The 24,628-nt window shown below is 65.4% G+C and carries 22 protein-coding genes; 2 read left to right on the top strand and 20 right to left on the bottom strand.

Features of this window, described 5'->3' with window-relative positions; all coding sequences use genetic code 11:
* The coding region (locus J8847_RS14320) for a Dabb family protein (RefSeq protein WP_229512835.1) at positions 1-396 on the top strand (396 nt) is incomplete at its 5' end.
* Between the two features lie 81 nt (positions 397-477).
* Here the strand turns inward: J8847_RS14320 and secA are convergent.
* Positions 478-3,261, bottom strand: a complete 2,784-nt coding sequence (secA, locus tag J8847_RS14315; protein WP_211525385.1) for a preprotein translocase subunit SecA — start codon at positions 3,259-3,261, stop codon at positions 478-480.
* A gap of 332 nt (positions 3,262-3,593) precedes the next feature.
* Between secA and J8847_RS14310 the strand changes: the two genes are divergently transcribed.
* A complete protein-coding gene (locus tag J8847_RS14310) occupies positions 3,594-3,989 on the top strand; it encodes a DciA family protein (RefSeq protein WP_307727518.1) in 396 nt (131 codons plus the stop codon).
* Between the two features lie 143 nt (positions 3,990-4,132).
* On the opposite strand, the gene lpxC is transcribed toward J8847_RS14310, so the two are convergent.
* The 19 genes from lpxC to mraZ all read right to left on the bottom strand — a co-directional run bounded on the left by lpxC (position 4,133) and on the right by mraZ (position 24,333).
* Positions 4,133-5,068: a UDP-3-O-acyl-N-acetylglucosamine deacetylase gene (lpxC, locus tag J8847_RS14305; protein ID WP_211525383.1), complete on the bottom strand. Its 936-nt coding sequence runs from the start codon at positions 5,066-5,068 to the stop codon at positions 4,133-4,135.
* Positions 5,069-5,118: 50 nt separating this feature from the next.
* Entirely contained in the window at positions 5,119-5,961 is an 843-nt protein-coding gene (locus J8847_RS14300; protein WP_211525392.1) for a DMT family transporter, read from the bottom strand.
* A gap of 35 nt (positions 5,962-5,996) precedes the next feature.
* Positions 5,997-6,446 carry a GNAT family N-acetyltransferase gene (locus tag J8847_RS14295; RefSeq protein ID WP_211525382.1) on the bottom strand — a complete coding sequence of 150 codons (450 nt, stop codon included), beginning with the start codon at positions 6,444-6,446 and terminating at the stop codon, positions 5,997-5,999.
* A 46-nt stretch (positions 6,447-6,492) separates the two neighbouring features.
* Positions 6,493-6,996: a peroxiredoxin gene (locus J8847_RS14290; RefSeq protein ID WP_211525381.1), complete on the bottom strand. Its 504-nt coding sequence runs from the start codon at positions 6,994-6,996 to the stop codon at positions 6,493-6,495.
* 238 nt (positions 6,997-7,234) lie between these two features.
* Complete coding sequence (gene ftsZ / locus J8847_RS14285; RefSeq protein ID WP_211525380.1) at positions 7,235-8,428, bottom strand: cell division protein FtsZ; 1,194 nt, start codon at positions 8,426-8,428, stop codon at positions 7,235-7,237.
* Positions 8,429-8,570: 142 nt separating this feature from the next.
* Positions 8,571-9,803, bottom strand: coding sequence for a cell division protein FtsA (ftsA, locus tag J8847_RS14280; RefSeq protein ID WP_211525379.1), 1,233 nt, complete (start codon positions 9,801-9,803; stop codon positions 8,571-8,573).
* A 14-nt stretch (positions 9,804-9,817) separates the two neighbouring features.
* Positions 9,818-10,642: a cell division protein FtsQ/DivIB gene (locus J8847_RS14275; RefSeq protein ID WP_211525378.1), complete on the bottom strand. Its 825-nt coding sequence runs from the start codon at positions 10,640-10,642 to the stop codon at positions 9,818-9,820.
* A gap of 6 nt (positions 10,643-10,648) precedes the next feature.
* Positions 10,649-11,617, bottom strand: a complete 969-nt coding sequence (locus J8847_RS14270; protein ID WP_211525377.1) for a D-alanine--D-alanine ligase — start codon at positions 11,615-11,617, stop codon at positions 10,649-10,651.
* 6 nt (positions 11,618-11,623) lie between these two features.
* A complete protein-coding gene (murC, locus tag J8847_RS14265; RefSeq protein ID WP_211525376.1) occupies positions 11,624-13,012 on the bottom strand; it encodes a UDP-N-acetylmuramate--L-alanine ligase in 1,389 nt (462 codons plus the stop codon).
* A gap of 7 nt (positions 13,013-13,019) precedes the next feature.
* Positions 13,020-14,093, bottom strand: a complete 1,074-nt coding sequence (gene murG, locus J8847_RS14260) for an undecaprenyldiphospho-muramoylpentapeptide beta-N-acetylglucosaminyltransferase (RefSeq protein WP_229512833.1) — start codon at positions 14,091-14,093, stop codon at positions 13,020-13,022.
* On the bottom strand, positions 14,090-15,307 hold the full coding sequence (gene ftsW / locus J8847_RS14255; protein ID WP_211525375.1) for a putative lipid II flippase FtsW: 1,218 nt from the start codon (positions 15,305-15,307) through the stop codon (positions 14,090-14,092). Before ftsW ends, murG begins: the two co-directional genes overlap by 4 nt.
* The gene (gene murD / locus J8847_RS14250; protein ID WP_211525374.1) at positions 15,307-16,806 is read right to left on the bottom strand and encodes a UDP-N-acetylmuramoyl-L-alanine--D-glutamate ligase; all 1,500 of its coding nucleotides are present in this window, start codon (positions 16,804-16,806) and stop codon (positions 15,307-15,309) included. Before murD ends, ftsW begins: the two co-directional genes overlap by 1 nt.
* Entirely contained in the window at positions 16,806-17,975 is a 1,170-nt protein-coding gene (gene mraY, locus J8847_RS14245; protein ID WP_211525373.1) for a phospho-N-acetylmuramoyl-pentapeptide-transferase, read from the bottom strand. The genes murD and mraY overlap by 1 nt, the downstream gene beginning before the upstream one ends.
* 1 nt (position 17,976) lies before the next feature.
* The gene (gene murF, locus J8847_RS14240) at positions 17,977-19,359 is read right to left on the bottom strand and encodes a UDP-N-acetylmuramoyl-tripeptide--D-alanyl-D-alanine ligase (protein WP_211525372.1); all 1,383 of its coding nucleotides are present in this window, start codon (positions 19,357-19,359) and stop codon (positions 17,977-17,979) included.
* Positions 19,359-20,894: a UDP-N-acetylmuramoyl-L-alanyl-D-glutamate--2,6-diaminopimelate ligase gene (locus J8847_RS14235; RefSeq protein ID WP_211525371.1), complete on the bottom strand. Its 1,536-nt coding sequence runs from the start codon at positions 20,892-20,894 to the stop codon at positions 19,359-19,361. Before J8847_RS14235 ends, murF begins: the two co-directional genes overlap by 1 nt.
* Positions 20,894-22,669 (bottom strand): penicillin-binding protein 2, encoded by a 1,776-nt coding sequence (locus J8847_RS14230; protein ID WP_211525370.1) that lies wholly within the window; start codon positions 22,667-22,669, stop codon positions 20,894-20,896. The genes J8847_RS14235 and J8847_RS14230 overlap by 1 nt, the downstream gene beginning before the upstream one ends.
* Positions 22,666-22,938 carry a cell division protein FtsL gene (gene ftsL / locus J8847_RS14225; RefSeq protein ID WP_211525369.1) on the bottom strand — a complete coding sequence of 91 codons (273 nt, stop codon included), beginning with the start codon at positions 22,936-22,938 and terminating at the stop codon, positions 22,666-22,668. Before ftsL ends, J8847_RS14230 begins: the two co-directional genes overlap by 4 nt.
* Complete coding sequence (rsmH, locus tag J8847_RS14220) at positions 22,935-23,897, bottom strand: 16S rRNA (cytosine(1402)-N(4))-methyltransferase RsmH (protein WP_211525368.1); 963 nt, start codon at positions 23,895-23,897, stop codon at positions 22,935-22,937. The genes ftsL and rsmH overlap by 4 nt, the downstream gene beginning before the upstream one ends.
* 7 nt (positions 23,898-23,904) lie before the next feature.
* Positions 23,905-24,333: a division/cell wall cluster transcriptional repressor MraZ gene (mraZ, locus tag J8847_RS14215; protein WP_211518660.1), complete on the bottom strand. Its 429-nt coding sequence runs from the start codon at positions 24,331-24,333 to the stop codon at positions 23,905-23,907.
* Positions 24,334-24,628 lie beyond the last annotated feature (295 nt).

Here is a 24,628-nt window from a genome sequence, read left to right as displayed (position 1 = left end):
TTTTTTTATTGGGCGCGCCGAAGCGCGGGGCGGCGCTACCATCACGCAAACCTCCACCCACTTTGCGAGCCTGCCATGACTGCCAATCTTTCCGCCCCACTACGCCATGTCGTCCTGTTTTCGTTCAAGGACGGCGCATCCGCCGATCAGATCGACGCCATCGTGTCGGATTTCGAAAGCCTCGAGGAGGCCATTCCCGGCGTCGCTGACCTGGAATGGGGGACCAACGTCAGTCCGGAGGGGCTGAACGACGGGTTTTCGCATTGCTTCGCGCTGTCGTTCGCGTCGGTGGAGGATCGGGATGCTTATCTGGTGCATCCGGAGCATCAGCGCTTTGTGTCGACCTTGGGGGGATGCCTGGAGAAGTCGCTGGTGGTGGATTATTGGGCGCGGTGAGGCGCTGGTGGTGTGCTGGCAGACCCACAAAACAAAAACGGCCGGATCACTCCGGCCGTTTTCACATGACACGATCAGCTATTACGCCAGCTTGCCGTGGCACTGCTTGAACTTCTTCCCGCTGCCGCAAGGGCAAGGATCGTTGCGGCCGACCTTCACGCCCATGTAGGTGCTGTGGTCTTCCGCGGCCACCGGCGCCGCGCCGGCCGACACCGGGTTCGGGTTGAGCAGTTCCGCCGGATCGGCCGACGGATTGAAGTCGGCGTGCTGGTAGTTGATGTTTTCCAGGTGCGCCGCCTGGGCCGCCATCGCGGCTTCGGCCGCTTCGACTTCCTCGCGGGTCTGGATACGCACGGTCATCACGGTGCGGATCACTTCGTTCTTGATCATGTCCAGCATGTTGCCGAACAGCTCGAAGGCTTCGCGCTTGTATTCCTGCTTCGGGTTCTTCTGCGCGTAGCCGCGCAGGTGGATGCCCTGGCGCAGGTGGTCCAGCGCCGCGAGGTGCTCGCGCCAGTGGGTGTCCACGCTCTGCAGCATGACGTTGCGCTCGAAGCCGCCGAAGGCTTCCTTGCCCACGATGCCCACTTTCGACTCGTAGGAGGCGTCGGCCGCGGCCAGCACGCGCTCCAGGATGTCATCGTCGTTCAGGTTCGGATCGTCCTGCAGCATCTGGGACAGCGGCACGTCCAGGCTCCACTCGCCCGACAGGGTCGACTCGAGCGCCTTGATGTCCCACTGCTCTTCCACCGACTCGGCCGGCACGTAGGTGCGCACCACGTCGGTGAACACGCCGGTACGCAGCGAGGCGATCATTTCCGACATGTCGGCCGATTCCAGCAGTTCGTTACGCTGGGTGTAGATCACCTTGCGCTGGTCGTTGGCGACGTCGTCGTATTCGAGCAGCTGCTTGCGGATGTCGAAGTTGCGGGCCTCGACCTTGCGCTGGGCCGATTCGATCGAACGGGTCACGATGCCGGCTTCGATCGGTTCGCCTTCCGGCATCTTCAGGCGGTCCATGATCGCGCGCACGCGGTCGCCGGCGAAGATGCGCAGCAGCGGGTCGTCCAGGCACAGGTAGAAGCGCGAGGAACCCGGGTCGCCCTGGCGGCCCGAACGGCCACGCAGCTGGTTGTCGACCCGGCGCGACTCGTGGCGCTCGGTACCGATGATGTGCAGGCCGCCGGCGCCGACCACGTGGTCGTGCAGCGACTGCCATTCGTCGCGCAGCTGCTTGGCCTGGGAGGCCTTCTCTTCCGGCGACAGCTTGTCGTCGGATTCGATGAACTGGATCTGCTTCTCGACATTGCCGCCCAGGACGATGTCGGTACCGCGGCCCGCCATGTTGGTGGCGATGGTGATCATCTTCGGACGGCCGGCCTGGGCGATGATTTCCGCTTCGCGGGCGTGCTGCTTCGCGTTCAGCACGTTGTGCGGCAGCTTGGCGCCGTTCAGGATGCCGGACAGCAGTTCCGAATTCTCGATCGAGGTGGTGCCCACCAGCACCGGCTGGCCGCGCTCGTAGCAGTCGCGGATGTCGTTCAACATCGCGTTGTACTTTTCCTGCGAGGTCTTGTAGACCTGGTCCTGGCGGTCCTTGCGCTGCGACGGACGGTTCGGCGGCACCACCACGGTCTCGAGGCCGTAGATCTCCTGGAATTCGTAGGCTTCGGTGTCGGCCGTACCGGTCATGCCGGCCAGCTTGGCGTACATGCGGAAGTAGTTCTGGAAGGTGATCGAGGCCAGGGTCTGGTTCTCGTTCTGGATGCGCACGCCTTCCTTGGCTTCGACGGCCTGGTGCAGGCCGTCCGACCAGCGGCGGCCCGTCATCAGGCGGCCGGTGAATTCGTCGACGATCACCACTTCGTTGTTCTGCACCACGTAGTGCTGGTCCTTGTGGTACAGGACATGGGCGCGCAGCGCCGCATACAGGTGGTGGATCAGGGTGATGTTGGCGGCGTCGTACAGCGAGGCGCCTTCCGGCAGCAGGCCCATCTTGGTCAGGATGCCTTCGGCCTTCTCGTGGCCCGCCTCGGTCAGCAGCACGGTGTGCGCCTTCTCGTCCTTGGTGTAGTCGCCCGGGACTTCGATCTTGCCCTTGCCGTCCGGAGTCTCTTCGCCGATCTGCAGGGTCAGCTGCGGCGGGACTTCGTTGATGCGGTAGTACAGGTCGGTATGGTTCTCGGCCTGGCCGGAGATGATCAGCGGGGTACGCGCTTCGTCGATCAGGATCGAGTCCACTTCGTCGACCAGGGCGTAGTTCAGGCTGCGCTGCACGCGTTCGCGCGCGTCGTAGACCATGTTGTCGCGCAGGTAGTCGAAGCCGAACTCGTTGTTGGTGCCGTAGGTGATGTCCGAGGCGTAGGCCTTCTGCTTGGTGTCGTGGTCGAGCTGGGACAGGTTCACGCCGGTGGTGAGGCCCAGCCAGCCGTACAGGCGGCCCATCTGCTCGGCGTCGCGCTGCGCCAGGTAGTCGTTGACGGTGATGACGTGGACGCCCTTGCCGGCCAGCGCGTTCAGGTAGACGGCCAGGGTCGCGGTCAGGGTCTTGCCCTCGCCGGTGCCCATTTCCGAGATCTTGCCTTCGTGCTGGACCATGCCGCCGATCAGCTGCACGTCGAAGTGGCGCATCTTGAGCACGCGCTTGGCGGCTTCGCGGCAGACGGCAAAGGCTTCCGGCAGGATGTCGTCCAGGGTCTCGCCCTTGGTGAGGCGGTCCTTGAATTCAGGTGTCTTCGCCTGGAGTTCGGCATCCGACAGCTTTTCCATCTGCGGCTCGAGCGCGTTGATCTGACGCACGGTCTTTTGGTATTGCTTGAGCAGACGCTGGTTACGGCTGCCGAAAATCTGGGTCAGGAATGACATGCTGTGTTCTAAATAAATACGCCGCAAAAAAGAGCCAGGGATGATATCAGATAGATAATCATCGAAGACCGCCTATGGCAAAAAGCTACTGATTTTATCATGCGATCCGGCCACACTTGGGGATGTTGGGCAGGATAACAAGAGTCATGCACCCAAGAATGTTATCAAATAGCACTCGTTGTTAGGCTGGCATTGCAAACCTTGCCCGCTGTGGTATGTTGCGGGGCATGCAGTCCGCCCCTCCTTCCAAGCAGCGTCCGTTCCATATTTTCGGTACCAGGAACCGCCAAACCTCGTTTGTCGCGACAGATTTTCTTCGCGGCAACGATCGCATGGCGAGCCTGCTGCCAGCCGCGAACCGGATGGCGCGCCTGCAGGCCGACTGCCATGCGGCCCTGCCGGCCATGTTCACTGGCTGCGACGTGATTTCCTTCCAGGAGACGGTGCTGGTGCTGGCCGTGCCCAGCTCGGCGCTGGCGGCCAGGCTCAAGCAGATGCTGCCCAAGCTGCAGGCGACCCTGCAGCAGCGCGGCTGGGGCGTGGAGTCGATCAGGCTGAAGGTGCAGATGACGCGCGCGGTGGACGAGAAGCCGCAGATGCGCAACCTGGAGCTGCCGCCGACGGCGGTGCAGGCGTTTGAAGAGCTGGCGGAGACCTTGCCGGAGACGGCGCAGAACAAGGAGCTGGTGGCGGCGCTGAGAGCGCTGGCGGCCAAGCGCAGGGGTTAATAGGTGTGCTGAGTAAACTTGGGTTCCGGCCTTCGCCGGAACGACGTGCTAAAAGTACGGGCCAAGTGTTAGCGCCATTTGCTATTCAGCTTTGAAACCGTCGTTCCGGCGAAGGCCGGAACCCAAGTTTCGATGCGCAGCCCTTAGCTCTGCGCCCACTCCCTCGACATCATCCGTACGTAAGAAGCCGGCGCCGTTCCCAGCGAGTCGAAGGTCACGATCTCATACGCATCCGGCTGCGCCAGCAAAGCCCGCAGCAAATCGTTGTTGAGCGCATGCCCCGACTTGTGCGCCGTGTAGCTGGCCAGCAGCGGGTGCCCCACCAGGTACAGGTCGCCGATCGCATCCAGGATCTTGTGCCGCACGAACTCGTCCTCGTAGCGCAGCCCGTCCGCATTCAGGATGCGGTACTCGTCCATCACGATCGCGTTTTCCAGCGAGCCGCCGCGCGCCAGGCCCATGCCGCGCAGGCTTTCCACGTCCTGCATGAAGCCGAAGGTACGCGCGCGCGCGACGTCGCGCACATAGGTGATGTCGCCGAAGTCCACCACGGCGCGCTGCATGGTGCCGTCCACCGCCGGGTGGTTGAATTCGATGAAGAAGTCCAGCCTGTAGCCATCGTAGGGCGACAGGCGCGCCCATTTCTCGCCGGCGCCCGTGCCCTGGCGCACTTCGACGTCCTTCAGCACGCGGATGAACTTGCGCGGCGCGTCCTGCTCTTCCACGCCCGACTGCTGCAGCAGGTACACAAAAGAAGAGGCCGAGCCGTCCATGATCGGGATTTCCTCGGCCGTGACGTCGATATACAGGTTGTCGATGCCCAGGCCGGCGCAGGCCGACATGATGTGCTCGACGGTGGAAACGCGGGCGTCGTCCTTGATCAGGACCGAGGCCATGCGGGTGTCGCCCACGACCTCGGCGCTGCTGGGGATCTCGACGATGGGGTCGAAATCCACGCGGCGGAACACGATGCCGGTATCGGCCGCGGCAGGACGGAGGGTCAGCTCCACCTTGCGGCCCGAATGCAGGCCGACGCCGGTGGTGCGGACGAGTTCTTTGATGGTTCGTTGTTTCAGCATCCGCCGATTATAGCCCGGCTCTCCCGGCCTTGCCGGCGAGGCCCCCTTCCTCAGGGATGCTCGGATTCGACGTGCTGTTTTTCGTGGCGAATCAGATACAAACCGCTGCCGATGATGATCGCGGCGCCCAGCAAGGTGTAGCCGTCGGGCAGCGTTTTCCACAGCAGCCAGTCCAGGCCGACGCCCCAGGCCAGGGCCGAATATTCGAAGGGCGCGACGCTCGAGGCCTCGCCCTTGGTGAAGGCCTCGGTGATCGCCAGCTGGCCGATGAAGCCCGTCACCGCCAGGCCGCACAGCAGCGGGATGTCGGCCGTGCGCATGCCGACCCAGTCCGGCGCGGCCATGGCGCTGGCGCCGATGGCCATCATCAGCATCAGCCAGAACACCATGTGCTCGCTGCGGTCGGTACGCGACAGGATGCGCACCGTGATCGCGGAAACGGCGTAGCACAGGGCGGAACCCAGCACCGCCACCCCGCCGATGGTCAGGAAGCCGGCGCCGTCGGGGCGCAGCACGACCAGCACGCCGCACAGGCCGACGCCGATCGCCACCCAGCGCGCCAGGTCGACCCGCTCCTTGAGGAATAGCACCGACAGCGCCGTGATCAGGGCGGGCGCGATGAAGAAGATCGAATAGGCCTCGGCCAGCGACAGCTTCTTGAGGCCGTAGGCGAAGAAGGCCAGCATCAGGATGCCGAGCAGCGCGCGCAGCACATGCATGCCCCAGCGGATCCGCAGGATACCCGTGTAGGCGCCGCGCCAGCCGAGATAGGCCGCCACCAGCGGCAGGGAACTGAGCGAACGCAGCGCCGCCACCTGGATCGCCGGATAGCGCGCGGACAGCAGCTTCATGGCCGTGTCCATCATGGCGAACATGAACACGGCGAGCAGCATCGCGTAGATGCTGTACAGGTTTTTACCCGAATGCTTCAAAGGCGCTTTTCCATGAACAGGCTCAAGGGGTCCGGCTGGTAGCCGCCGAAAGGCTCGCGGCGCACGAAGCCGGCGCGCTCGTAGAGGCGGATTGCCGGCGCCTGGTGGATGCCGGTTTCCAGCATCAGGCCCTGCAGGCCGGACATGCGCGCAAACATGGTGAGGTGCTCCAGCAGCTGGGTGGCGGCGCCGCGCCCGCGGCAAGCCTCGTCCACGTACATGCGCTTGATCTCGCCGTAGCCGCCGCGGTTCACCAGGGCGGCGCAGCCGACCGCCTTGCCGCCGACGTCGCGCGCGACCAGGAACAGTGCATCCTCGCGCAGCAGCGAGTCCACGTCCAGCAGGTGGTTGGATTCGGCCGGGTAGAGCTCCGCGTGGTAGGCGTCGAGCTTCTCCAGCATGGCCCGTACTTCGGGCTGGTCGGGGGTTTCGGTATTGATGATCATGACTAAAAACGGCGCCGCGGCGCCGTTTGCAGGGGTTGGCTTTCGATTAGCCCAGCTGTTCGAGCATCTTTTCGGCGCTCGAGGCGTCGAAGCCGGCGGCTTCCACGTTCAGCTGCTTGACGACGCCGTCTTCGACCAGCATCGAGTAGCGCTTCGAGCGGGTGCCCATGCCGTGCTTGGAGAAGTCGGCGTCCAGGCCCAGGGCCTTGGAGTAGGCGGCGTTACCGTCGGCCATCATGCGCACGATGCCGGTGGCCTTCTGGTCGCGGCCCCAGGCGCCCATCACGAAGGCGTCGTTGACCGAGATGCACCAGATTTCGTCCACGCCCTTGGCCTTCAGGGCTTCGGCGTGCTTGACGTAGCCCGGCACGTGCTGGGCCGAGCAGGTCGGGGTGTAGGCGCCCGGCAGGCCGAAGATCACGATCTTCTTGCCCTTGACCAGGTCGGCGACCTGGAAGGTGTTCGGGCCGAGCGAGCAGCCTGCGGTCTCGGTCTCGATGAATTCCGACAGGGTGCCTTCCGGCAGGCGATCGCCGATTTGAATGGTCATGTGTGCTCCTTGAGGTGTTTTGAGAATCTGGCAATTATCGCCGATCCGGGACGTCCTTGCAGCGAACGAGCCAAGTCGATGTATAACTGGCCCACCACCCTCAAAACCGTCATCCCCGCCAGTGGCGGGGATGACGGCTCAAGGGGTGCGGTACTAGCTGGAGATGGCGGTCTGCCCGCGCACAAATAAAAAGGGCCAGCTCACGCTGGCCCTCTTCAGGATTTCAACCGACTAGTAATCAGTCAGCCTGCTTGCGCAGGAACGCCGGGATGTCGTAGGTCTCGACACCGTTACGCTGCATCGCCTGCACCTGCTCCGATGCCTGCTCGCGGCGCCACACGGCCGGCTGCTTCAGGCCGCCGACGGCGGTGTCGGCTGCGCCCATGGCCATGCCGCCGCTCACCGAGGCTGCGCCTGCCATGGTCGGGGCATTGTAGGTGCCGGTCTTGAGCATCGGCTGCGGCTGCACCAGCTGGATCTTCTTGTTCTTGCCCAGGCCGGTCGCGACCACGGTGACGCGCAGCTCGTCGCCCATCGCGTCGTCGTAGGCGATACCTTGCGCGATCGACGCGTCCGGAGCGGCGAAGGCACGGACGGCTGCCATGACTTCCTTGATCTCCTTACCCTTCAGGCCACGGCTTGCGGTCACGTTGACCAGCACGCCCTTGGCGCCCGACAGGTCGATGCCGTCCAGCAGCGGCGAAGCCACGGCTTGTTCGGCGGCGATGCGCGCACGGTCCACGCCCGAGGCGGTTGCGGTGCCCATCATGGCCTTGCCCTGCTCGCTCATGATGGTCTTGACGTCGTTGAAGTCGACGTTGATGTGGCCCGGCACGTTGATGATCTCGGCAATGCCGGCCACCGCGTTGTTCAGCACGTCGTCGGCGTGCTTCATCCAGTCCAGCATCGACTCGTCTTCATAGATGTCTTCCAGCTTCTCGTTGAGGATCACGATCAGCGAGTCCACGTGCTTGGTCAGCTCTTCCAGGCCGGATTCGGCGACGTCCATGCACTTCTGGCCTTCGTAGGAGAACGGCTTGGAGACCACGGCCACGGTCAGGGCGCCCATCGACTTCGCGACTTCGGCGACGATCGGGGCGGCGCCGGTGCCGGTGCCGCCGCCCATGCCGGCGGCGATGAAGACCATGTGCGCGCCGCGCAGCGCGTCTTCGATGCGCGAACGCGACTGCTCGGCGAGCTGGCGGCCGACTTCCGGACGCATGCCGGCGCCCAGGCCGGACGGGCCGATCTGGATCACGTTGTGCGCGCTCGAGGCGGCCAGCGCCTGCGCATCCGTGTTGGCGGCGATGAACTCAACACCGGACACACCCTTATTGATCATGTGCTGAACCGCGTTGCCGCCGGCGCCACCGACGCCGACAACCTTGATCACGGTTCCCAGTGCTGCGTTATCGACCATATCGAACTCCATGATGAACTCCTAATATTCAAAATGCTGTCCCGGTACGAGGCGAGGCTCGAAATATGCGCCTCATCCGGTAACTGCGATTGTATTTAAAAATCTGTATTTAGTGACGAATTTTTACGACGAATTTTTTACTTCTATCCCTGCTTCAGAAATTCCCAGCTATCCATTCCTTCATACGCTGCCACACTGCCTTCACGGAACCATCCTGGCGCGTCACGATGTGGCCACGCAGGTACTGCTTCTTCGCTTCCAGCAGCAGGCCGAGCACGGTGGCGTAGCGGGGGCTGCGCACCACGTCGGCCAGCTGGCCGCGGTAGTCCGGCGTGCCGAGGCGCGCCGGTTTGAGGAAAATGTCTTCAGCCATCTCGATCATGCCCGGCATGATCGCGCTGCCGCCGGTGAGGACGATGCCCGACGAGAGCACCCCTTCGTAACCGGATTCACGCACCACCTGGTGCACCATCGCGAACAGTTCTTCCACGCGCGGCTCGATGACGGCCGCCAGCGCTTGTCGCGACAGCGCACGCGGGCCACGGTCTCCCAGGCCCGGTACTTCCAGGGTCTCGCCCGGGTCGGCCAGTACCTGCTTGGCCACGCCGTAGCGGATCTTGATATCTTCTGCTTCGCCAGTCGGAGTGCGCAGCGCCATCGCGATGTCGCTGGTGATCTGGTCGCCGGCGATCGGGATCACCGCCGTGTGGCGGATCGCGCCGTCCGAGAACACGGCGATGTCGGTGGTGCCGCCGCCGATGTCGATCAGGACCACGCCCAGTTCTTTTTCGTCGTTGGTCAGCACGGCGTCGGCCGAGGCCATCGGCTGCAGGATCAGGTCCGAGACCTCGAGGCCGCAGCGGCGCACGCACTTGACGATGTTCTGGACCGCCGACACCGCGCCGGTGACGATGTGCACCCGCACTTCCAGGCGGATGCCGCTCATGCCGATCGGCTCGCGCACGTCTTCCTGGTTGTCGACGATGAATTCCTGCGGCACCGTGTGCAGCAGCTGCTGGTCGGTCGGGATGTTGACCGCCTTGGCCGTCTCGATCACGCGCGCCACGTCGGTCGCGGTGACTTCCTTGTCCTTGATCGCCACCATGCCGCTCGAGTTGAACGAGCGGATATGGCTGCCGGCGATGCCAGCATAGACGTTGCGGATCTTGCAGTCGGCCATCAGCTCCGCCTCTTCCAGGGCGCGCTGGATCGACTCGACGGTGGCCTCGATGTTGACGACCACGCCTTTCTTCAATCCTTTCGACTCGTGCTGACCGAGGCCGATCACCTCGTGGCGTCCGTCGGACATCACTTCGGCCACCACCGCCACCACCTTGGAGGTGCCGATGTCGAGGCCGACGATCAGGTTTTTCGCGTCTTTAGTCATTGCTGTTTGCCTGCTTAGATGTGCTTGCTAGTTTTGGTTGTCGTAGTCGTTTTCTTTTTCGCCGCCTTGACCGGCTTGGTGGCGTCGCTCGGCACGCTCAGTGCGGCCGAGGACAGCGCCAGTCCGTTCGGGTAGCGCATGTCGATCGTGTCGATGCGCCCTTCCTGCAGCCGGGCGACCAGCTGCGGGTACACGCCGACCAGGCGCCGCACGCGGTGCTTCAGCGTGTTGCGGTCCTGCTCGCGTCCCAGTGCCACGCTCATGCCGTTGTCCAGCTTCACGGTCCAGGCGTACCGGTTGGACAGGGACAGCGCTTGCGGCATCAGCTCTACCTTCGCGAACAGCGCGCGCAGTTCGGTGAAGCGGGCCAGTACTTCCTTCTCGCTGCCCAGGGGGCCCTCGAAGGCCGGCAGTTCATGGTCGTCGCCGGCTTCGCCCAGGTTGGCGGTGAAGACGTCGCCCTTGACCGACAGCAGGCGGCCGTCCTCGCCCCAGGTGCCGAGCGCTTCGTGCTCTTCCACCTCGACGATCAGCTGGTTCGGCCATTCGCGGCGCACCGTGGCGCGGCGCACCCAGGGCACGGTCTCGAAGGTGGTCCTCACCTGCTCCAGGTCGGCGGTAAAGAAGTTCCCGCGAATCTTGCCGATCACCCCGTTGCGCACCGTGAGTTCGTTCACGTGGCGCAGGTCGATCCCGTACATGCTTTCCACCGTCACCGCGCGCAGCGAGAACATGGGCAGCTGCGACAGCCACCACACGATCGAGGCGAGGCAGGCGAGCACCGTCAGCGCGGTCAACGCGCTGGCGCTTGCATTCAGGGACCGGACGTCATGCCACATCTGCGCTTATCCCTTCGCCTGGCCCATCTTGAGGCGTGCCGAGCGCAGGATTTCCACGCACAGGTCCTCGTAGCTGATGCCCACCGCGCGCGCCGCCATCGGCACCAGCGAGTGGCCGGTCATGCCCGGCGAGGTGTTCACTTCCAGCAGGAAGGGACGCATGTCGCTCTCGCGCACCAGCACATCCACCCTGCCCCAACCCTCGCAGCCGAGCGCGCGGTAGGCGTTCACGGCGTGGCGCTGGATCTCTTCGGTCAGCGCCGCCGGCAGGTCCGCCGGGCAGTGGTACTGGGTGTCGTCGGTGAAGTACTTGTTCTGGTAGTCGTAATTGCCTTCCGGAGCCACGATCTCGACGATCGGCAGCGCGCGCGCCTGCGCGCCGGTGCCCAGCACCGCCACCGTGAACTCGCGGCCGGTGACGAATTCCTCGGCCAGCACCACTTCGTCGAAGCCGGCGGCCAGCTCCACCGCGGCCTTGAATTCCTCGGCCTTGTTCACCTTGGTGATGCCGATGGTCGAGCCTTCCAGCGGCGGCTTGACGATCAGCGGCAGGCCGATGTCCGCCACCACCTTGTCCAGGTCGGTGCTGCCGTCGATGCTCGCGTATTTCGGGGTCGGCACGCCGTGCATGATCCAGATCTTCTTGGTGGTGATCTTGTCCATGCCGACGCTCGAGGCCATCACGCCGCTGCCGGTATAGGGAATGCCGAGCTGCTCCAGCGCGCCCTGCAGGCTGCCGTCCTCGCCGTAGCGGCCGTGCAGCGCGATGAACACGCGGTCGAAGTTCTGTGCGGCCAGCTCGGCGAGGCTCTGGGTGCCCGGGTCGAACGGGTGGGCATCGACGCCGCGGCTGATCAAAGCGTTCAGCACGCCGGTGCCGGACATGATCGACACGTCGCGCTCGGCGGAGCGTCCGCCGAACAGCACGCCGACCTTGCCCAGGGATGCCGGATCAAAAGTGGTGGTGGTGTTCACGATCTATCAAGCCTTTGCATTGGTCAGTTGGTGGGGGACGCCGCTGATCGAGCCCGCGCCCATGGTGATGACGACGTCGCCGTCGCGCGCCACGTTCAGGATGGCTGCGGGCATGTCGGCGATCGCCTCCACGAAAATCGGTTCCAGCTTGCCGCCCGTGCGCAGCGCGCGCGACAGCGCGCGGCCGTCGGCGGCCACGATCGGCGCTTCGCCGGCCGGGTAGACGTCGGCCAGCAGCAGCACGTCCGGGGTCGACAGGACCTTGACGAAGTCCTCGAACAGGTCGCGGGTGCGGCTGTAGCGGTGCGGCTGGAAGGCCAGTACCAGGCGGCGGCCCGGGTAGGCGGCGCGCGCGGCGGCCAGGGTCACCTCGGTCTCGACCGGGTGGTGGCCGAAGTCGTCGACCAGGGTGAAGCTGCCACCGGCCGGCAGGGCGACTTCGCCGTAGCGGGTGAAGCGGCGGCCCACGCCGCGGAATTCCAGCAGGCCTTGCGCGGTGGCGGCGTCGTCGATGCCGATCTCGCGCGCGATGGCGATCGCCGAGCAGGCGTTCAGCACATTGTGCATGCCCGGCTGGTTCAGCACGAACTTGGTGTCCGGGTAGCCGGCCTGGCGCACGGTGAAGTGCATCTGCACGCCTTCGGCGTAGGCGTCGAGCGCGCGCACTTCGGCCTCTTCCGAGAAGCCGTAGGTCGTCACCGGCTTGGTCACCTGCGGCAGGATGTCGCGCACGTGGCGGTCGTCGATGCACAGCATGGCGCGGCCGTAGAACGGCAGGCGGTGGGTGAAGTGCACGAAGGCGGCCTTGAGCTTCTCGAAGTCGTGCTCGTAGGTGTCCATGTGGTCGGCGTCGATGTTGGTGATCACCTCGATCATCGGCGTCAGGTTCAGGAAGGAAGCGTCCGACTCGTCGGCCTCGGCCACGATGTACTCGCCCGAGCCCAGCTTGGCGTTGGCGCCGGCCGCGGTCAGGCGGCCGCCGATGACGAAGGTCGGGTCCAGGCCGCCCTGGGCCAGCACCGAGGCCACCAGGCTGGTGGTGGTGGTCTTGCCGTGGGTGCCGGCGATGGCGATGCCGCGCTTCAGGCGCATCAGTTCGCCCAGCATGATGGCGCGCGGGACCACCGGCACCTTGGCCGCGCGCGCGGCCACCACTTCCGGATTCGCTTCGTTGACGGCGGTCGAGGTCACGACCACGTCGGCGCCCGCCACGTGCTCGGCCTTGTGGCCGAGGTAGACCTTGGCGCCGAGGTCGGCCAGGCGCTGGCTCGCGGCATTGCTGTTCAGGTCCGAGCCCGACACCTTGTAGCCGAGGTTGACCAGCACTTCGGCGATGCCGCTCATGCCGCTGCCGCCGATGCCGACGAAGTGAATGTTTTTGATCTTATGCTGCATGCGCCTTTTACCTTGCCAGTTGTTCCAGTTCACGGGCGATCGCGTCGTTCGCGTCGCGCTTGCCCACGCGCTGCGCCGCCTCGGCCATGGCCAGGCAACGCTCGCGCGTGGTCGTTTGCAGCAGGTTTGCCACCCGCTGCGGATTCAGTTCGCCTTGCGGCAGGTGCACCGCCGCCTGCTGCGCATCCATCCAGACCGCGTTGTCGCGCTGGTGGCTGGTGGTGCTGGCGACAAACGGCACCAGCACGCTGGCCACGCCGGCCGCCGTCAGCTCCGACACCGTGATCGCACCGGCGCGGCAGATCACCAGGTCGGCTTCGGCATATGCCGCGGCCATGTCGTCAATGAAGTCGACCACGTTCGCGTTGACACCCGCCTGCGCATACGCCGCGCGCAGGGCCTCGATATTCTTCTTGCCCGACTGGTGGGTCACGATCGGACGCACGGCCGGGTCGATCAGGCCGAGTGCGGCCGGCACGCTGTCGTTCAGCACCTTGGCGCCCAGGCTGCCGCCCACCACCAGCACGCGCAGCGGGCCGTTGCGGCCGGCGAAGCGCTGCGCGGGCGCAGGCAAGTCCAGGATCGCCTGGCGCACCGGGTTGCCGGTGACCACGGCGCGGTCGGCCGCCTTGCCGAAATCGGCCGGGAAGCCGAACAGCACGCGGTCGGCCATCGGCGCCAGGGTCTTGTTCGACAGCAGCAGCGCGGCGTCGGCGTTGACCAGGGCCAGCGGCACACCGCGCATGCGCGCCATCAGGCCGCCCGGCACGGTGACGTAGCCACCCATGCCCAGCACCACGTCGGGCTTGCGCTGCGCCAGGATGCGGCGGCAGGAAAGAAAAGCGTTCAGCATCTTGAAGGCGCCCTTGACCGTGTGGCCCAGGCCCTTGCCGCGCAGGCCGGCGAAATCGATGCTGTCCATCGGGATGCCGGCTTTCGGCACCAGGTCGGTTTCCATGCCGTGGGCGGTGCCCAGCCAGCTCACTTCCCAGCCGCGTGCGCGCATGGTCTGCGCGATCGCGATGCCAGGGAAGATATGGCCGCCGGTGCCGGCCGCCATGATCATGAGACGCTTAGTCATACCCGGCCTCCCCGCATGCGCACGCGGTTCTCGTAATCGATCCGCAGCAGGATCGCCAGGCCGACGCAGTTGAACATCACGCCCGAACCGCCAAAGCTCATCAGGGGCAAGGTCAGGCCCTTGGTCGGCAGCAGGCCCAGGTTCACGCCCATGTTGATGAAGGTCTGCACGCCGATCCAGATGCCGATGCCCTTCGCGGCCAGGCCGGCGAAGACCTGGTCCAGGGCGATGGCCTGGCGGCCGATGTCGAAGGCGCGCTTGACCAGCCAGTAGAACATCGCGACCACGGCCAGCACGCCGGCCAGGCCGAGCTCTTCGCCGATCACGGCCATGATGAAGTCGGTGTGCGCTTCCGGCAGGTAGTGCAGCTTTTCCACGCTCGAGCCCAGGCCGACGCCGAAGAACTCGCCGCGGCCGAAGGCGATCAGGGAGTGGGTCAGCTGGTAAGCCTTGTCGAGCGCATTGTCTTCCTGCCACGGATCGAGGTAGGCGAACATGCGGGCGCGGCGGAAGGGCGAGAGCGCGATGATCGAGGTGAAGATCACCACCAGCAGCGCGCCGATGCCGCCGAACCAGATGATGTTGATCCCGCCCAGGAACAAGATGCCCATGGCGATGCAGACGATGACGCCGAAGGCGCCGAGGTCCGGTTCCATCAGCAGCAGGCCGCCGACCAGGCCGATCGCGACCATCATCGGCAGGAAGCCCTTGGTCAGCTTGTGCATGTATTCCTGCTTGCGCACCGTGAAGTCGGCGGCGTAGAGCACGGCCGCGATCTTCATCAGCTCCGACGGCTGCAGGTTCATGACCTTGAGCGGCAGCCAGCGGCGCGCGCCGTTGACCGACACGCCGATGCCCGGGATCAGCACCAGCATCAGCAGCACCAGGGTGCCGATAAAGAGCATCGGCGCCCACTTCTGCCACACGGCGACCGGCACGCGGAACACCACGGCGGCGGCGGCCATCGAGACCGCGATGTACATCATCTGGCGATACAGGAAATACTCGTTCTTGTCCCCCAGGTAAGCGAACTTGGGCGAGTCGGGCAGCGCGATCGAGGCCGAATAGACCATCACCAGGCCGAACAGCATGAGCAGGACGGTCACCCACACCAGGGGCTGGTCGTAGTCCATCATCTTCGACGGACGGCTGCGCGCCGCGATGCTCGCATCGCTGGCCGTGCCCGAGAACTTGAACGGAATCTGGAAAGCCATCAGATTTCCTGCCCCTTCTCGAGTGCGATTTCGCGCACGGCATCGACGAACACCTGCGCGCGGTGCGCGTAGTTGGTGAACATGTCGAGGCTGGCGCAGGCCGGCGACAGCAGCACGGCGTCGCCCGCCTTGGCCAGGCCGGCGGCGCGGCGCACCGCTTCCGGCAGGCCGGCCAGGTCGAACACCGGCACGCCGGTCGGCTCGATGGCGGCGCGGATGGCGGGCGCGTCGCGGCCGATCAGCAGCACGGCGCGCACGTAGCGCGAAGCCGGCAGGGCCAAGGGAGCGAAGTCCTGGCCCTTGCCGTCGCCGCCGGCGATCAGCACGATCTGCTGGTCTTCGCCCGTGAAGGCCTTGCCCAGGCCTTCCAGCGCGGCCACGGTGGCGCCCACGTTGGTGCCCTTGCTGTCGTCGTAGTAATCGGCGCCCTCGATGCTGGCGACCAGTTCCACGCGGTGCGGCTCGCCCGCGTATTCGCGCAGGCCATGCAGCAGCGGCGCCAGCGGCAGGCCGCAGGCGCGGCACAGGGCCAGCGCGGCCAGTGCGTTGGAAGCGTTATGGATGCCGCGGATGCGCAGCGCGTCGGCCGGCATCAGGCGGTTGACGGTCGTTTCCACCGGCGGCGGCAGCTCGCCTTTCTTGAGCTTCTTCGGCGGCTCGTCGTCGGCGGCGACCGCATTGGCCAGCCACAGCACGCCGCGCTCGTTGACCAGGCCGAAGCTGTCCGGCTCCGAAGGCTCTCCGGTGCCGAAGGTGTGGACCGGGCTGCCGACGGCGGTCATGCGCATCACGACGGCGTCGTCGCGGTTCAGCACGCGCACGGTATCGGTACCAAAGATGCGCGCCTTGTCGGCCGCGTAGGCATCCATGCTGCCGTGCCAGTCGAGGTGGTCCTGGGTCACGTTCAGCACCGTGGCGGCATCGGCCTGCAGGCTGAAAGTGGTATGCAGCTGGAAGCTGGACAGTTCCAGCACCCAGGCCTGCGGCAGCTCATTGTTGTCGAGGACTTCGCGCAGCACGTCCAGCGCGGCCGGGCTGATGTTGCCGGCCACGCGGGTCGACAGGCCGGCGCGGCGGCACAGCAGGCCGGTCAGGCTGGTGACGGTGGTCTTGCCGTTGGTGCCGGTGATGGCGATGACTTTCGGGGCATAGCCGCGGGCCAAGCGCAGGTGGGCCAGGGCCTGGGCGAACAGTTCGATCTCGCCCCACACCGGGATGTGGCGCTCGTGCGCGGCCGGGGTGATGGCCGCCAGTTCGCGGTTCGGCGCCAGGCCCGGGCTGACGGCGACGAAGTCGACGCCGTCGAGCAGGCTGGCGGCGAATTCTCCGCCGACGAATTCGGCGTTCGGCACCGCCTGGCGCAGGGCGAACAGGCGCTGCGGCTCGGTGCGGGTATCGGCGACGCGCACGCGCGCGCCACCGCGCGCCAGCCATTGCGCGATTGCCAGCCCGGATTCACCCAGGCCCAGTACCAGTGCGGATTTGCCTTCGTAGTTCATCAGCGCAGTTTCAGAGTCGACAAGCCAACGAGGATGAGCACCATGGTCACGATCCAGAAGCGGACGACGACCTTGGTCTCTTTCCAGCCCTTTTGTTCGAAATGGTGGTGCAGCGGCGCCATCAGGAACACGCGGCGGCCGGCGCCATACTTCTTCTTGGTGAACTTGAACCAGCTCACCTGGATGATCACCGACAGGGTCTCGGCCACGAACACGCCGCCCATGATGAACAGCACGATTTCCTGGCGCACGATGACGGCCAGGGTGCCGAGCGCGCCGCCCAGCGCCAGCGCGCCGACGTCGCCCATGAACATCTGGGCCGGGTGCGCGTTATACCAGAGGAAGGCCAGCCCCGCCCCCGCCATCGCGCCGCAGAAGATCAGCAGTTCGCCGGCGCCCGGGATGTAGGGGATGAACAGGTATTTCGAGTAGGTCACGCTGCCGGTCAGGTAGGCGAACAGGCCCAGGGCGCCGCCGACCATCACGGTCGGCATGATCGCCAGGCCATCCAGGCCGTCGGTGAAGTTGACCGCGTTGCTGGTGCCGACGATGACGCAATAGGTCAGCGCGATGAAGCCCCACACGCCGAGCGGATAGCTGATCGACTTGAAGAAGGGAACGATCAGGTCGGCCTTGGGCGGCAGGTCCATCGAGAAGCCCGACTCGACCCAGGCGTAGAACAGGCGCGCCACTTCCCACGGGTTCGCAGCCGAGACCGAGAACGCCAGGTAGAAGGCCGAGGACAGGCCGATCAGCGACATCCAGAAATATTTCTCGCCCGAGCGCATGCCTTCCGGGTCCTTGTAGACCACCTTGCGGTAGTCGTCGACCCAGCCGATGGCGCCGTAGCCCAGGGTCACGACCAGCACCGGCCAGATCAGGCGGTTGGACAGGTCGCACCACAGCAGGGTCGAGACGCCGATCGCGATCAGCACCAGCACGCCGCCCATGGTCGGGGTGCCGTGCTTGGTCAGGTGGGTCTGCGGACCATAGGTGCGCACCGCCTGGCCGACCTTCATTTCGGTCAGCTTGCGGATCACGACCGGGCCGCACAGCAGGCCGATGGTGATCGCGGTAATGGTCGCGAACACTGCGCGGAAGGTGATGTAGTTGAATACTCGCAGCGGACCGATGTAGTCCTGGAAGTATTGAGCAAGCCAGAGAAGCATGTTAGTGGGCGTCCTTGCCAATAGGGGTTGATCCGGTCAGGTGCTGGACCACGCGCTCCATCTTCATGAAGCGCGAGCCCTTCACCAGGACAGTTACGTCGCATTTGGCACCCGCGTTGCCGCCCAGTTTTGAATCCAGTGCTGCCAATAACTCGTCGAACTGCTCGTAATGCTGTGCTCCCGACGCGGCCAGGTGGCGCGCCAGCTCGCCGGTCGCGAGCACGGTCTCGATGCCTTTGCTCTGTGCATAGGCGCCGATCTCTTCGTGAAACTCTTTTCCTTGCGCGCCCACTTCGCCCATGTCGCCCACCACCAGGATGCGCGGCGCCGGGTAGGACGCCAGCACGTCGATGGCGGCGCGCATGGAGTCGGGGTTGGCGTTATAGGTGTCGTCAATGACGGTCGCGCCGTTGACGGCCTGCTTGCGCTGCAGGCGGCCGCCGACGGGAGCGAAGGCTTCGAGGCCGCGCACGATGGCGTCCGCCGGGATGCCGGCCGCCAGCGCGCAGGCGAAGGCCGCCAGCGCGTTGCGCACATTGTGTTCGCCGGCCGCCGCCAGCTTGACGCCGAACTGTGCGCCGCGCGCGGTGACCTGCAGGTCGCTGCCGAAACCGTTCGAGGTATAGCTCGCGCGCACGTCGCAATCGTTTGTCAGGCCGAACGTCAGGACATCGCATTTGGCGAGGCCGCGCCACAGGTCCGTATAGGTGTCGTCGCCCGGGAACACGGCCACGCCGCCGGCGGACAGGGCCTGCAGCACCGAGCCGTTCTCGCGCGCCACCGCCTCGACGGTGTGCATGAATTCCTGGTGCTCGCGCTGGGCGTTGTTCACCAGGCCGACGGTCGGCGCGGCGATCGCGCTCAGGCGGCCGATCTCGCCCGGATGGTTCATGCCCAGCTCGATCACGGCAGCCTGGTGCTGCGCGCCCAGGCGGAACAGGGTCAGCGGCACGCCGATCTCGTTGTTCAGGTTGCCCTGGGTCGCCAGGCGCTGGTCTTCGCCGAAGGCCGCAGCCAGGATAGCCGCAATCATTTCCTTGACCGTGGTCTTGCCGTTGCTGCCCGTGACCCCGATGACCGGAATCGCGTACTGTGCGCGCCACTGGTTGGCGATCTGCCCCAGCGCCGTCAAGGTGTTCGGCACGACGATGGCCGGCAGGGTCCAGCCCTCCGGCAGTTCCTCGGCCACCACGGCCGCGACGCCGCTCGACGCGACCTGGCCCAGGAAGTTGTGGGCGTCGAAGACCTCGCCGCGCAGGGCCACGAACAGCATGCCGGGCTGCAGCTTGCGGCTGTCGGTCGACACGCCTTCGAAGGCGATGTCGCCGCCCACCAGGCGCGCGCCCGGCATGGCCGAAATGAGTTGTGCGAGCGAACCGCGCATCAGTGAGTCCTCAACATGGTGAGCCGCGCCGTCAATGCCAGCGAGGCGTGGTCCGCGTCCGAGAACGGCATCTTGCGGCCCTTGATTTCCTGGTAGGGCTCATGGCCCTTCCCTGCCAGCAGGATCACGTCCTGCCTGGCGGCCTGCTTCACGGCCAGCAGGATGGCCGCTGCGCGGTCCTCCACGGTCTGGTAGCGCGAATGCGGGTGATGCTTGTCCATGCCGGCGACGATCTGGGCGATGATGCTGGCCGGCTCTTCGCTGCGCGGGTTGTCGCTGGTGACCAGCACCTGGTCGGCCGCCTGGGCGATGGAACCCATCTGCGGACGCTTGCCCGGATCGCGGTCGCCGCCGCAGCCGAACACGCACCACAGCTGGCCGCCGCGTTCCCTAGCAACCTGGCGCAGGGCTTCCAGCGTCTTTTCCAGCGCATCCGGGGTGTGGGCGTAGTCGATCACGACCATCGGCGCATCCTGGCCGCCGATCTGCTGCATGCGGCCCGGGGCCGGCACCAGCGCCTCGATGGCGTCGACGGCGCTCTTGAGCGCCACGTCCTTGGCCAGCAGCGCGCCCAGCACGCCCAGGGCGTTGCTGACGTTGTAATGGCCCACCAGTTGGGTGCGCACCAGCGCGCTGCCCTGCGGGGTCTCGACCTGGAATTCGGTGCCGGCGTTGCGGCTGCGCATGCCGGTGGCGCGCAGGATGCCCACGCCCTCGACGGCCGGCTGTTCCGCCTCGCCCTTGATGGTGTAGCCGACCACGTTCAGGGCCGGGAAGTTCTTGCGCAGGTGCGCCACCAGGCGCTGCCCTGCCGCATCGTCCAGGTTGACGACGGCGTGCTTCAGGCCGTCCCACTCGAACAGCTTGACCTTGGCCGCTTCGTAGCTGGCCATGTCGCCGTGGAAGTCGAGGTGGTCGCGGGTCAGGTTGGTGAAGATCGCGACGTCGAAGTGCATGCCGGCGGCGCGGTCCTGGACCAGGCCGATGGACGAGGCTTCGATGGCCAGCGCGCTCGCCCTGGCCTCGCGCAGCTCGGCCAGCTTCTGGGCCAGCAGCACCGCGTCCGGGGTGGTGTAGCCGGTGACGTCGAAGTTCGGTTCGTTCTTGCCCTTGATCAGTCCGACACCCAGGGTGCCGATCACGGCAGCCGTTTCGCCCAGGCGCGCCAGGCATTGGCCGGTCCACAGGGCGATCGAGGTCTTGCCGTTGGTGCCGGTGACGGCGACGGTGAACATGCCCTGGTCCGGATGGCCGAGCACGGCGTGGGCGATCGGGCCGGCGTTCTGCTTCAGGCCGGCGACCGCGAAATGCGGTACGTCGATGGAAGCGTCCCAGCTGAAGCCATTTTCTTCGTAGACGACGGCGGCGGCGCCTGCCTGGACGGCGGCGGCGATGTAGGCGCGGCCGTCGACGGCCTCGCCCGGATAGGCAAAGAACACGTCGCCCTTCGCGACGCGGCGGGAATCAGAAACGAGACGGCCGCCCGGTGCGGCGGCGGCTATCCACTGGCAGATGTCGTTAAGGCTCAACGCCATCACATGCTCTCCTCTAGGGGATGTTCAGGGATGATGATGTCTGTGACCGAGGAATCGGGCGGAACGTTCGCCGCCCTTAGCGCATTCGAGGCCAGGTCGGCCGCTGTCGGCGCGGCCACGCTGCCCCCTGTGCGCAAGGCTCCCCTCGGGTTATCGATCATGACGGCGATCACGAAGCGCGGCTTGGACATCGGCGCGATGCCGACGAAATAGCCGATGTTGTCGGTCTTCGAATAGCGGCCGTTGACGATCTTCTCGGCCGTGCCGGTCTTGCCGCCAACGCGGTAGCCGGCCACCTGGGCCTTGGAGGCGGTGCCTTCCGGGCCGACCACGGATTCGAGCATGGTGCGGATCTGGGCCGCGGTCTTGGGCGAGATCACTTGCTGGCCGACCGGCTGCTCTTCCACTTTCAGGAAGGACAGCGGAATGATGTCGCCGTCGCGCGCGAACACCATGTAGGAGCGCGCCAGCTGCAGCAGCGACACCGACAGGCCGTGGCCGAAGGACATGTTGGCGTATTCGATCGGCTTCCACGATTTCCACGGACGCACGCGGCCGGCCACGGCGCCCGGGAAGCCGAAGCGCGGCGCCTGGCCGTAGCCCAGCTTGGTGTACAGCTCCCACATGTCCTGCGGCTCGAGCAGCTGGGCGATCTTGACGGTGCCGACGTTGGACGACTTCTGGATGATGCCGCCCACGGTCAGGTGGTCCTTCGGGTGCATGTCGCGGATGGTGCGGCCGGTCACGGTGATGCGGCCGCCCGAGACGTCGAACACGGTGTCCGGCGTGATCTTCTTCTTTTCCAGGCCCAGCGCCACGGTCACCGGCTTGAGCGTGGAACCCGGCTCGAAGGTGTCGGTGATGACGCGGTTGCGCAGCTGGGCGCCGGTCAGCTTGGAGCGGTCGTTCGGGTTGTAGGTCGGGTAGTTGGCCATGGCCAGCACTTCGCCGGTCTGGACGTCCAGCACCACGGCGCCGCCGGCCTGGGCGTTGAACTTCTCGACCGCGTTCTTGACGCTGGTGAAGGCGATGTACTGCAGCTTGCTGTCCACCGACAGGGTCAGGTCCTTGCCCTGGTGCGGCTCGCGGAACATGCCCAGGTCCTCGGCGATGTGGCCGAGACGGTCCTTGATCACGCGGCGGCTGCCTGGCACACCCATCAGGTTCTTCTGGTGGAACAGCTCCATGCCTTCCTGGCCCACGTCCTCGACATTGGTGAAGCCCACCATGTGGGTCATCACTTCGCCCTGCGGGTAGAAGCGCTTGTATTCCTTGCGGGTGTCCAGGCCCTCGATCTTGAGCTTCTCGATCTGCTCGATGACCGGCATCTCGACCTGGCGCTTCAGGTAAACGAAGCTGCGGTCCGAATCGAGCTTCTTGCGCAGGTCGGATTCGGGCATGTCGAGCAGGCGCGCCAGCGCGCTGACCTTCTCCGGCGGATTCTTGAGCAGGTCTTCGGGGATGGCCCACACGGCCTTGACCGGCAGCGAGGACGCCAGCACGGCGCCGTTGCGGTCCAGGATGCGGCCGCGCGTGGCCGGCAGCTCGAGCGTGCGCTCGTAGCGGCTCTTGCCCTGCTTTTGCAGGAACTGGGTCGACATGCCCTGCAGCCACAGCGCGCGCAATCCCAGCGCGGCGAAGGCCGCGAACAGGACGAACAGGACCAGGCGCGAACGCCAGTCCGGCAGGCGCACGGCCAGGACCGGGCTCTTCGAGAAAGCCACGCCCTTCGATGCCGCGACCCGCGCGCCTGCTTTCATTGCGCCGCGCGTCATTGGGCCCCTTCCATCAGGTACTGGGTCCGGGCCGGGGTCAGCGGCGCCATGTTCAGCTCGGTGCGCGCGATCTGCTCGATGCGCTCGTTCTTGCCCAGGGTCGACTGGTCGAGCTGGAGCTGGGCCCAGTCGATGTCGAGCTGGCGCGACTGCTGCTGCAGGCGCTCGTATTCGATGAGCAAATGGCGCGCCTGGTAGCGCGCGTTGATCACCGACAGGGCGCAGCCGACCAGCAGCACGGTCAGGACAATGTTGAGCTTGGCGTTCATGCCGCCCCTCCCGCCAGGCGCTCGGCCACGCGCAGCACCGCCGAGCGGGCGCGCGGGTTGGCGTCGACCTCCTCGTCGCTGGGCTTGGTCTTGGCGATCAATTTCATCAGGGGCTGCGGCAGGTCGGCGGCGCGGATCGGCAGGCGGCGGTCCGGCTGGGCCACCTTGGCCTTGGACGCGAAGAACTGCTTGACGATGCGGTCTTCCAGCGAGTGGAAGCTGATCACCGACATGCGCCCGCCCGGCGCCAGCATGGCATAGGCCGCGCTCAGACCTGCTTCAAGGTCTTCAAGCTCTTTATTGATGAAAATCCGGACAGCCTGAAAGGTCCTGGTCGCAGGGTCCTTGCCCTTTTCGCGGGTCTTGACCGTGTCTGCCACGATTGCGGCAAGCTGTCGTGTGGTCGAAATTGGCTCGATTGCCCGGCGAGCAACAATCGCCTTTGCAATCTGGAAAGCATACCGTTCTTCTCCATAATCGCGTATCACCTTTTCGAGTTCGGTTTGGGGCGCGGTCGCAATCCACTCGGCCGCCGACATGCCGCGCGTGGTGTCCATGCGCATGTCGAGGGGCCCGTCCTGGCGGAAGCTGAAACCGCGGGTGGCGTCGTCCACCTGGGGCGACGAAATACCCAGGTCGAGGAGGATTCCGTCGACCTGCTGGATGCCGCGCGCGGCAAGCGCGTCATGCATCGTTGCGAAACTGTCGTGCACGATGGCAAAGCGGGCATCCGCCACCTGCTGCGCGGTGGCGATGGCCTGCGGGTCCTTGTCGAAGGCGAACAGGCGGCCGCTGTCGCTCAGGCGCGACAGGATGAGCCGGCTATGGCCGCCACGGCCGAAGGTGCCATCTATATAAGTACCGGAGGTGCGTGCGCCCTCGAGGTTGAGCGCGTCCACTGCTTCGTCCAACAGCACCGTGCGATGCTGGAATGCGGGCACCGTGATTGTTTCCGTCATCGGCGCCTCAGAACGAGAAGTTGGAAAGAACATCGGGCATGCCACCGGCGACGGCCTCAGCCTCGTCTTCGGCCAGTTTGGCGGCATTCCAAATCTCGAAGTGGGTGCCCATGCCGAGCATCATCACTTCCTTGTCGAGCCCGACGGCTGCGCGCAGCTCGGGCGAAATGAGCACGCGGCCGGCGGAGTCGAGCTCGACATCCACGGCATTCCCAAGGAAAATGCGCTGCCATGCACGGGCCGACATCGGCCAGGCTGCGATCTGCTTGCGGTGCTCTTCCCAGACGGGACGGGGAAAGAAAAGCAGGCAACCGTGCGGGTGTTTGGTGAGCGTCATGCGTCCTTCACACTGCGAAACGAGGGCGTCACGGTGCTTGGCCGGGATCGACATCCGGCCTTTTGCATCGAGATTGATCGCTGACGCGCCCTGAAACACGTATTTACCTAGCTTTTGGAGGGTTTGTAATGGTGTTGTTGTAGGCGCCTTGCGGAGGGATTTCCTCCCACAAATCGACACTTTTTCACACTGTTTCCCACTTTAGTGGAAGCAATGTTGACGGTCAAGCGAATTCACACTTGGCAAATTCAAAATTTGCTAATGAAACCAATGACTTAGGAACAGGTGTTGATGGAATGAAATGCCAAAATGTCTCGTAAAATTAGGCACTTACACAACGGTGTGAAGGTACTGCCTCATTTGTAAACATGATGTTTACCTTTGATTAACTTCA

The organism is Massilia sp. AB1, from assembly GCF_018119385.1.
Taxonomy (GTDB): Bacteria; Pseudomonadota; Gammaproteobacteria; order Burkholderiales; family Burkholderiaceae_D; genus Telluria.
Note: the sequence above shows the minus strand (reverse complement) of the source record. Positions and strands in the feature narration are given on the sequence as shown.

What these genes read in the sequence shown, in the direction of transcription:
- murD (WP_211525374.1), bottom strand. Translation starts at nt 16,806, where the DNA reads ATGAACTACGAAGGCAAATCCGCACTGGTACTGGGCCTGGGTGAATCC.
- mraY (WP_211525373.1), bottom strand. Translation starts at nt 17,975, where the DNA reads ATGCTTCTCTGGCTTGCTCAATACTTCCAGGACTACATCGGTCCGCTG.
- secA (WP_211525385.1), bottom strand. Translation starts at nt 3,261, where the DNA reads ATGTCATTCCTGACCCAGATTTTCGGCAGCCGTAACCAGCGTCTGCTC.
- J8847_RS14290 (WP_211525381.1), bottom strand. Translation starts at nt 6,996, where the DNA reads ATGACCATTCAAATCGGCGATCGCCTGCCGGAAGGCACCCTGTCGGAA.
- J8847_RS14230 (WP_211525370.1), bottom strand. Translation starts at nt 22,669, where the DNA reads ATGACGCGCGGCGCAATGAAAGCAGGCGCGCGGGTCGCGGCATCGAAG.
- ftsL (WP_211525369.1), bottom strand. Translation starts at nt 22,938, where the DNA reads ATGAACGCCAAGCTCAACATTGTCCTGACCGTGCTGCTGGTCGGCTGC.
- J8847_RS14235 (WP_211525371.1), bottom strand. Translation starts at nt 20,894, where the DNA reads ATGGCGTTGAGCCTTAACGACATCTGCCAGTGGATAGCCGCCGCCGCA.
- J8847_RS14275 (WP_211525378.1), bottom strand. Translation starts at nt 10,642, where the DNA reads ATGTGGCATGACGTCCGGTCCCTGAATGCAAGCGCCAGCGCGTTGACC.
- murG (WP_229512833.1), bottom strand. Translation starts at nt 14,093, where the DNA reads ATGACTAAGCGTCTCATGATCATGGCGGCCGGCACCGGCGGCCATATC.
- ftsZ (WP_211525380.1), bottom strand. Translation starts at nt 8,428, where the DNA reads ATGGAGTTCGATATGGTCGATAACGCAGCACTGGGAACCGTGATCAAG.
- J8847_RS14295 (WP_211525382.1), bottom strand. Translation starts at nt 6,446, where the DNA reads ATGATCATCAATACCGAAACCCCCGACCAGCCCGAAGTACGGGCCATG.
- ftsA (WP_211525379.1), bottom strand. Translation starts at nt 9,803, where the DNA reads ATGACTAAAGACGCGAAAAACCTGATCGTCGGCCTCGACATCGGCACC.
- murC (WP_211525376.1), bottom strand. Translation starts at nt 13,012, where the DNA reads ATGCAGCATAAGATCAAAAACATTCACTTCGTCGGCATCGGCGGCAGC.
- lpxC (WP_211525383.1), bottom strand. Translation starts at nt 5,068, where the DNA reads ATGCTGAAACAACGAACCATCAAAGAACTCGTCCGCACCACCGGCGTC.
- murF (WP_211525372.1), bottom strand. Translation starts at nt 19,359, where the DNA reads ATGCGCGGTTCGCTCGCACAACTCATTTCGGCCATGCCGGGCGCGCGC.
- J8847_RS14300 (WP_211525392.1), bottom strand. Translation starts at nt 5,961, where the DNA reads ATGCTGCTCGCCGTGTTCATGTTCGCCATGATGGACACGGCCATGAAG.
- J8847_RS14310 (WP_307727518.1), top strand. Translation starts at nt 3,594, where the DNA reads ATGGCGAGCCTGCTGCCAGCCGCGAACCGGATGGCGCGCCTGCAGGCC.
- ftsW (WP_211525375.1), bottom strand. Translation starts at nt 15,307, where the DNA reads ATGGCTTTCCAGATTCCGTTCAAGTTCTCGGGCACGGCCAGCGATGCG.
- rsmH (WP_211525368.1), bottom strand. Translation starts at nt 23,897, where the DNA reads ATGACGGAAACAATCACGGTGCCCGCATTCCAGCATCGCACGGTGCTG.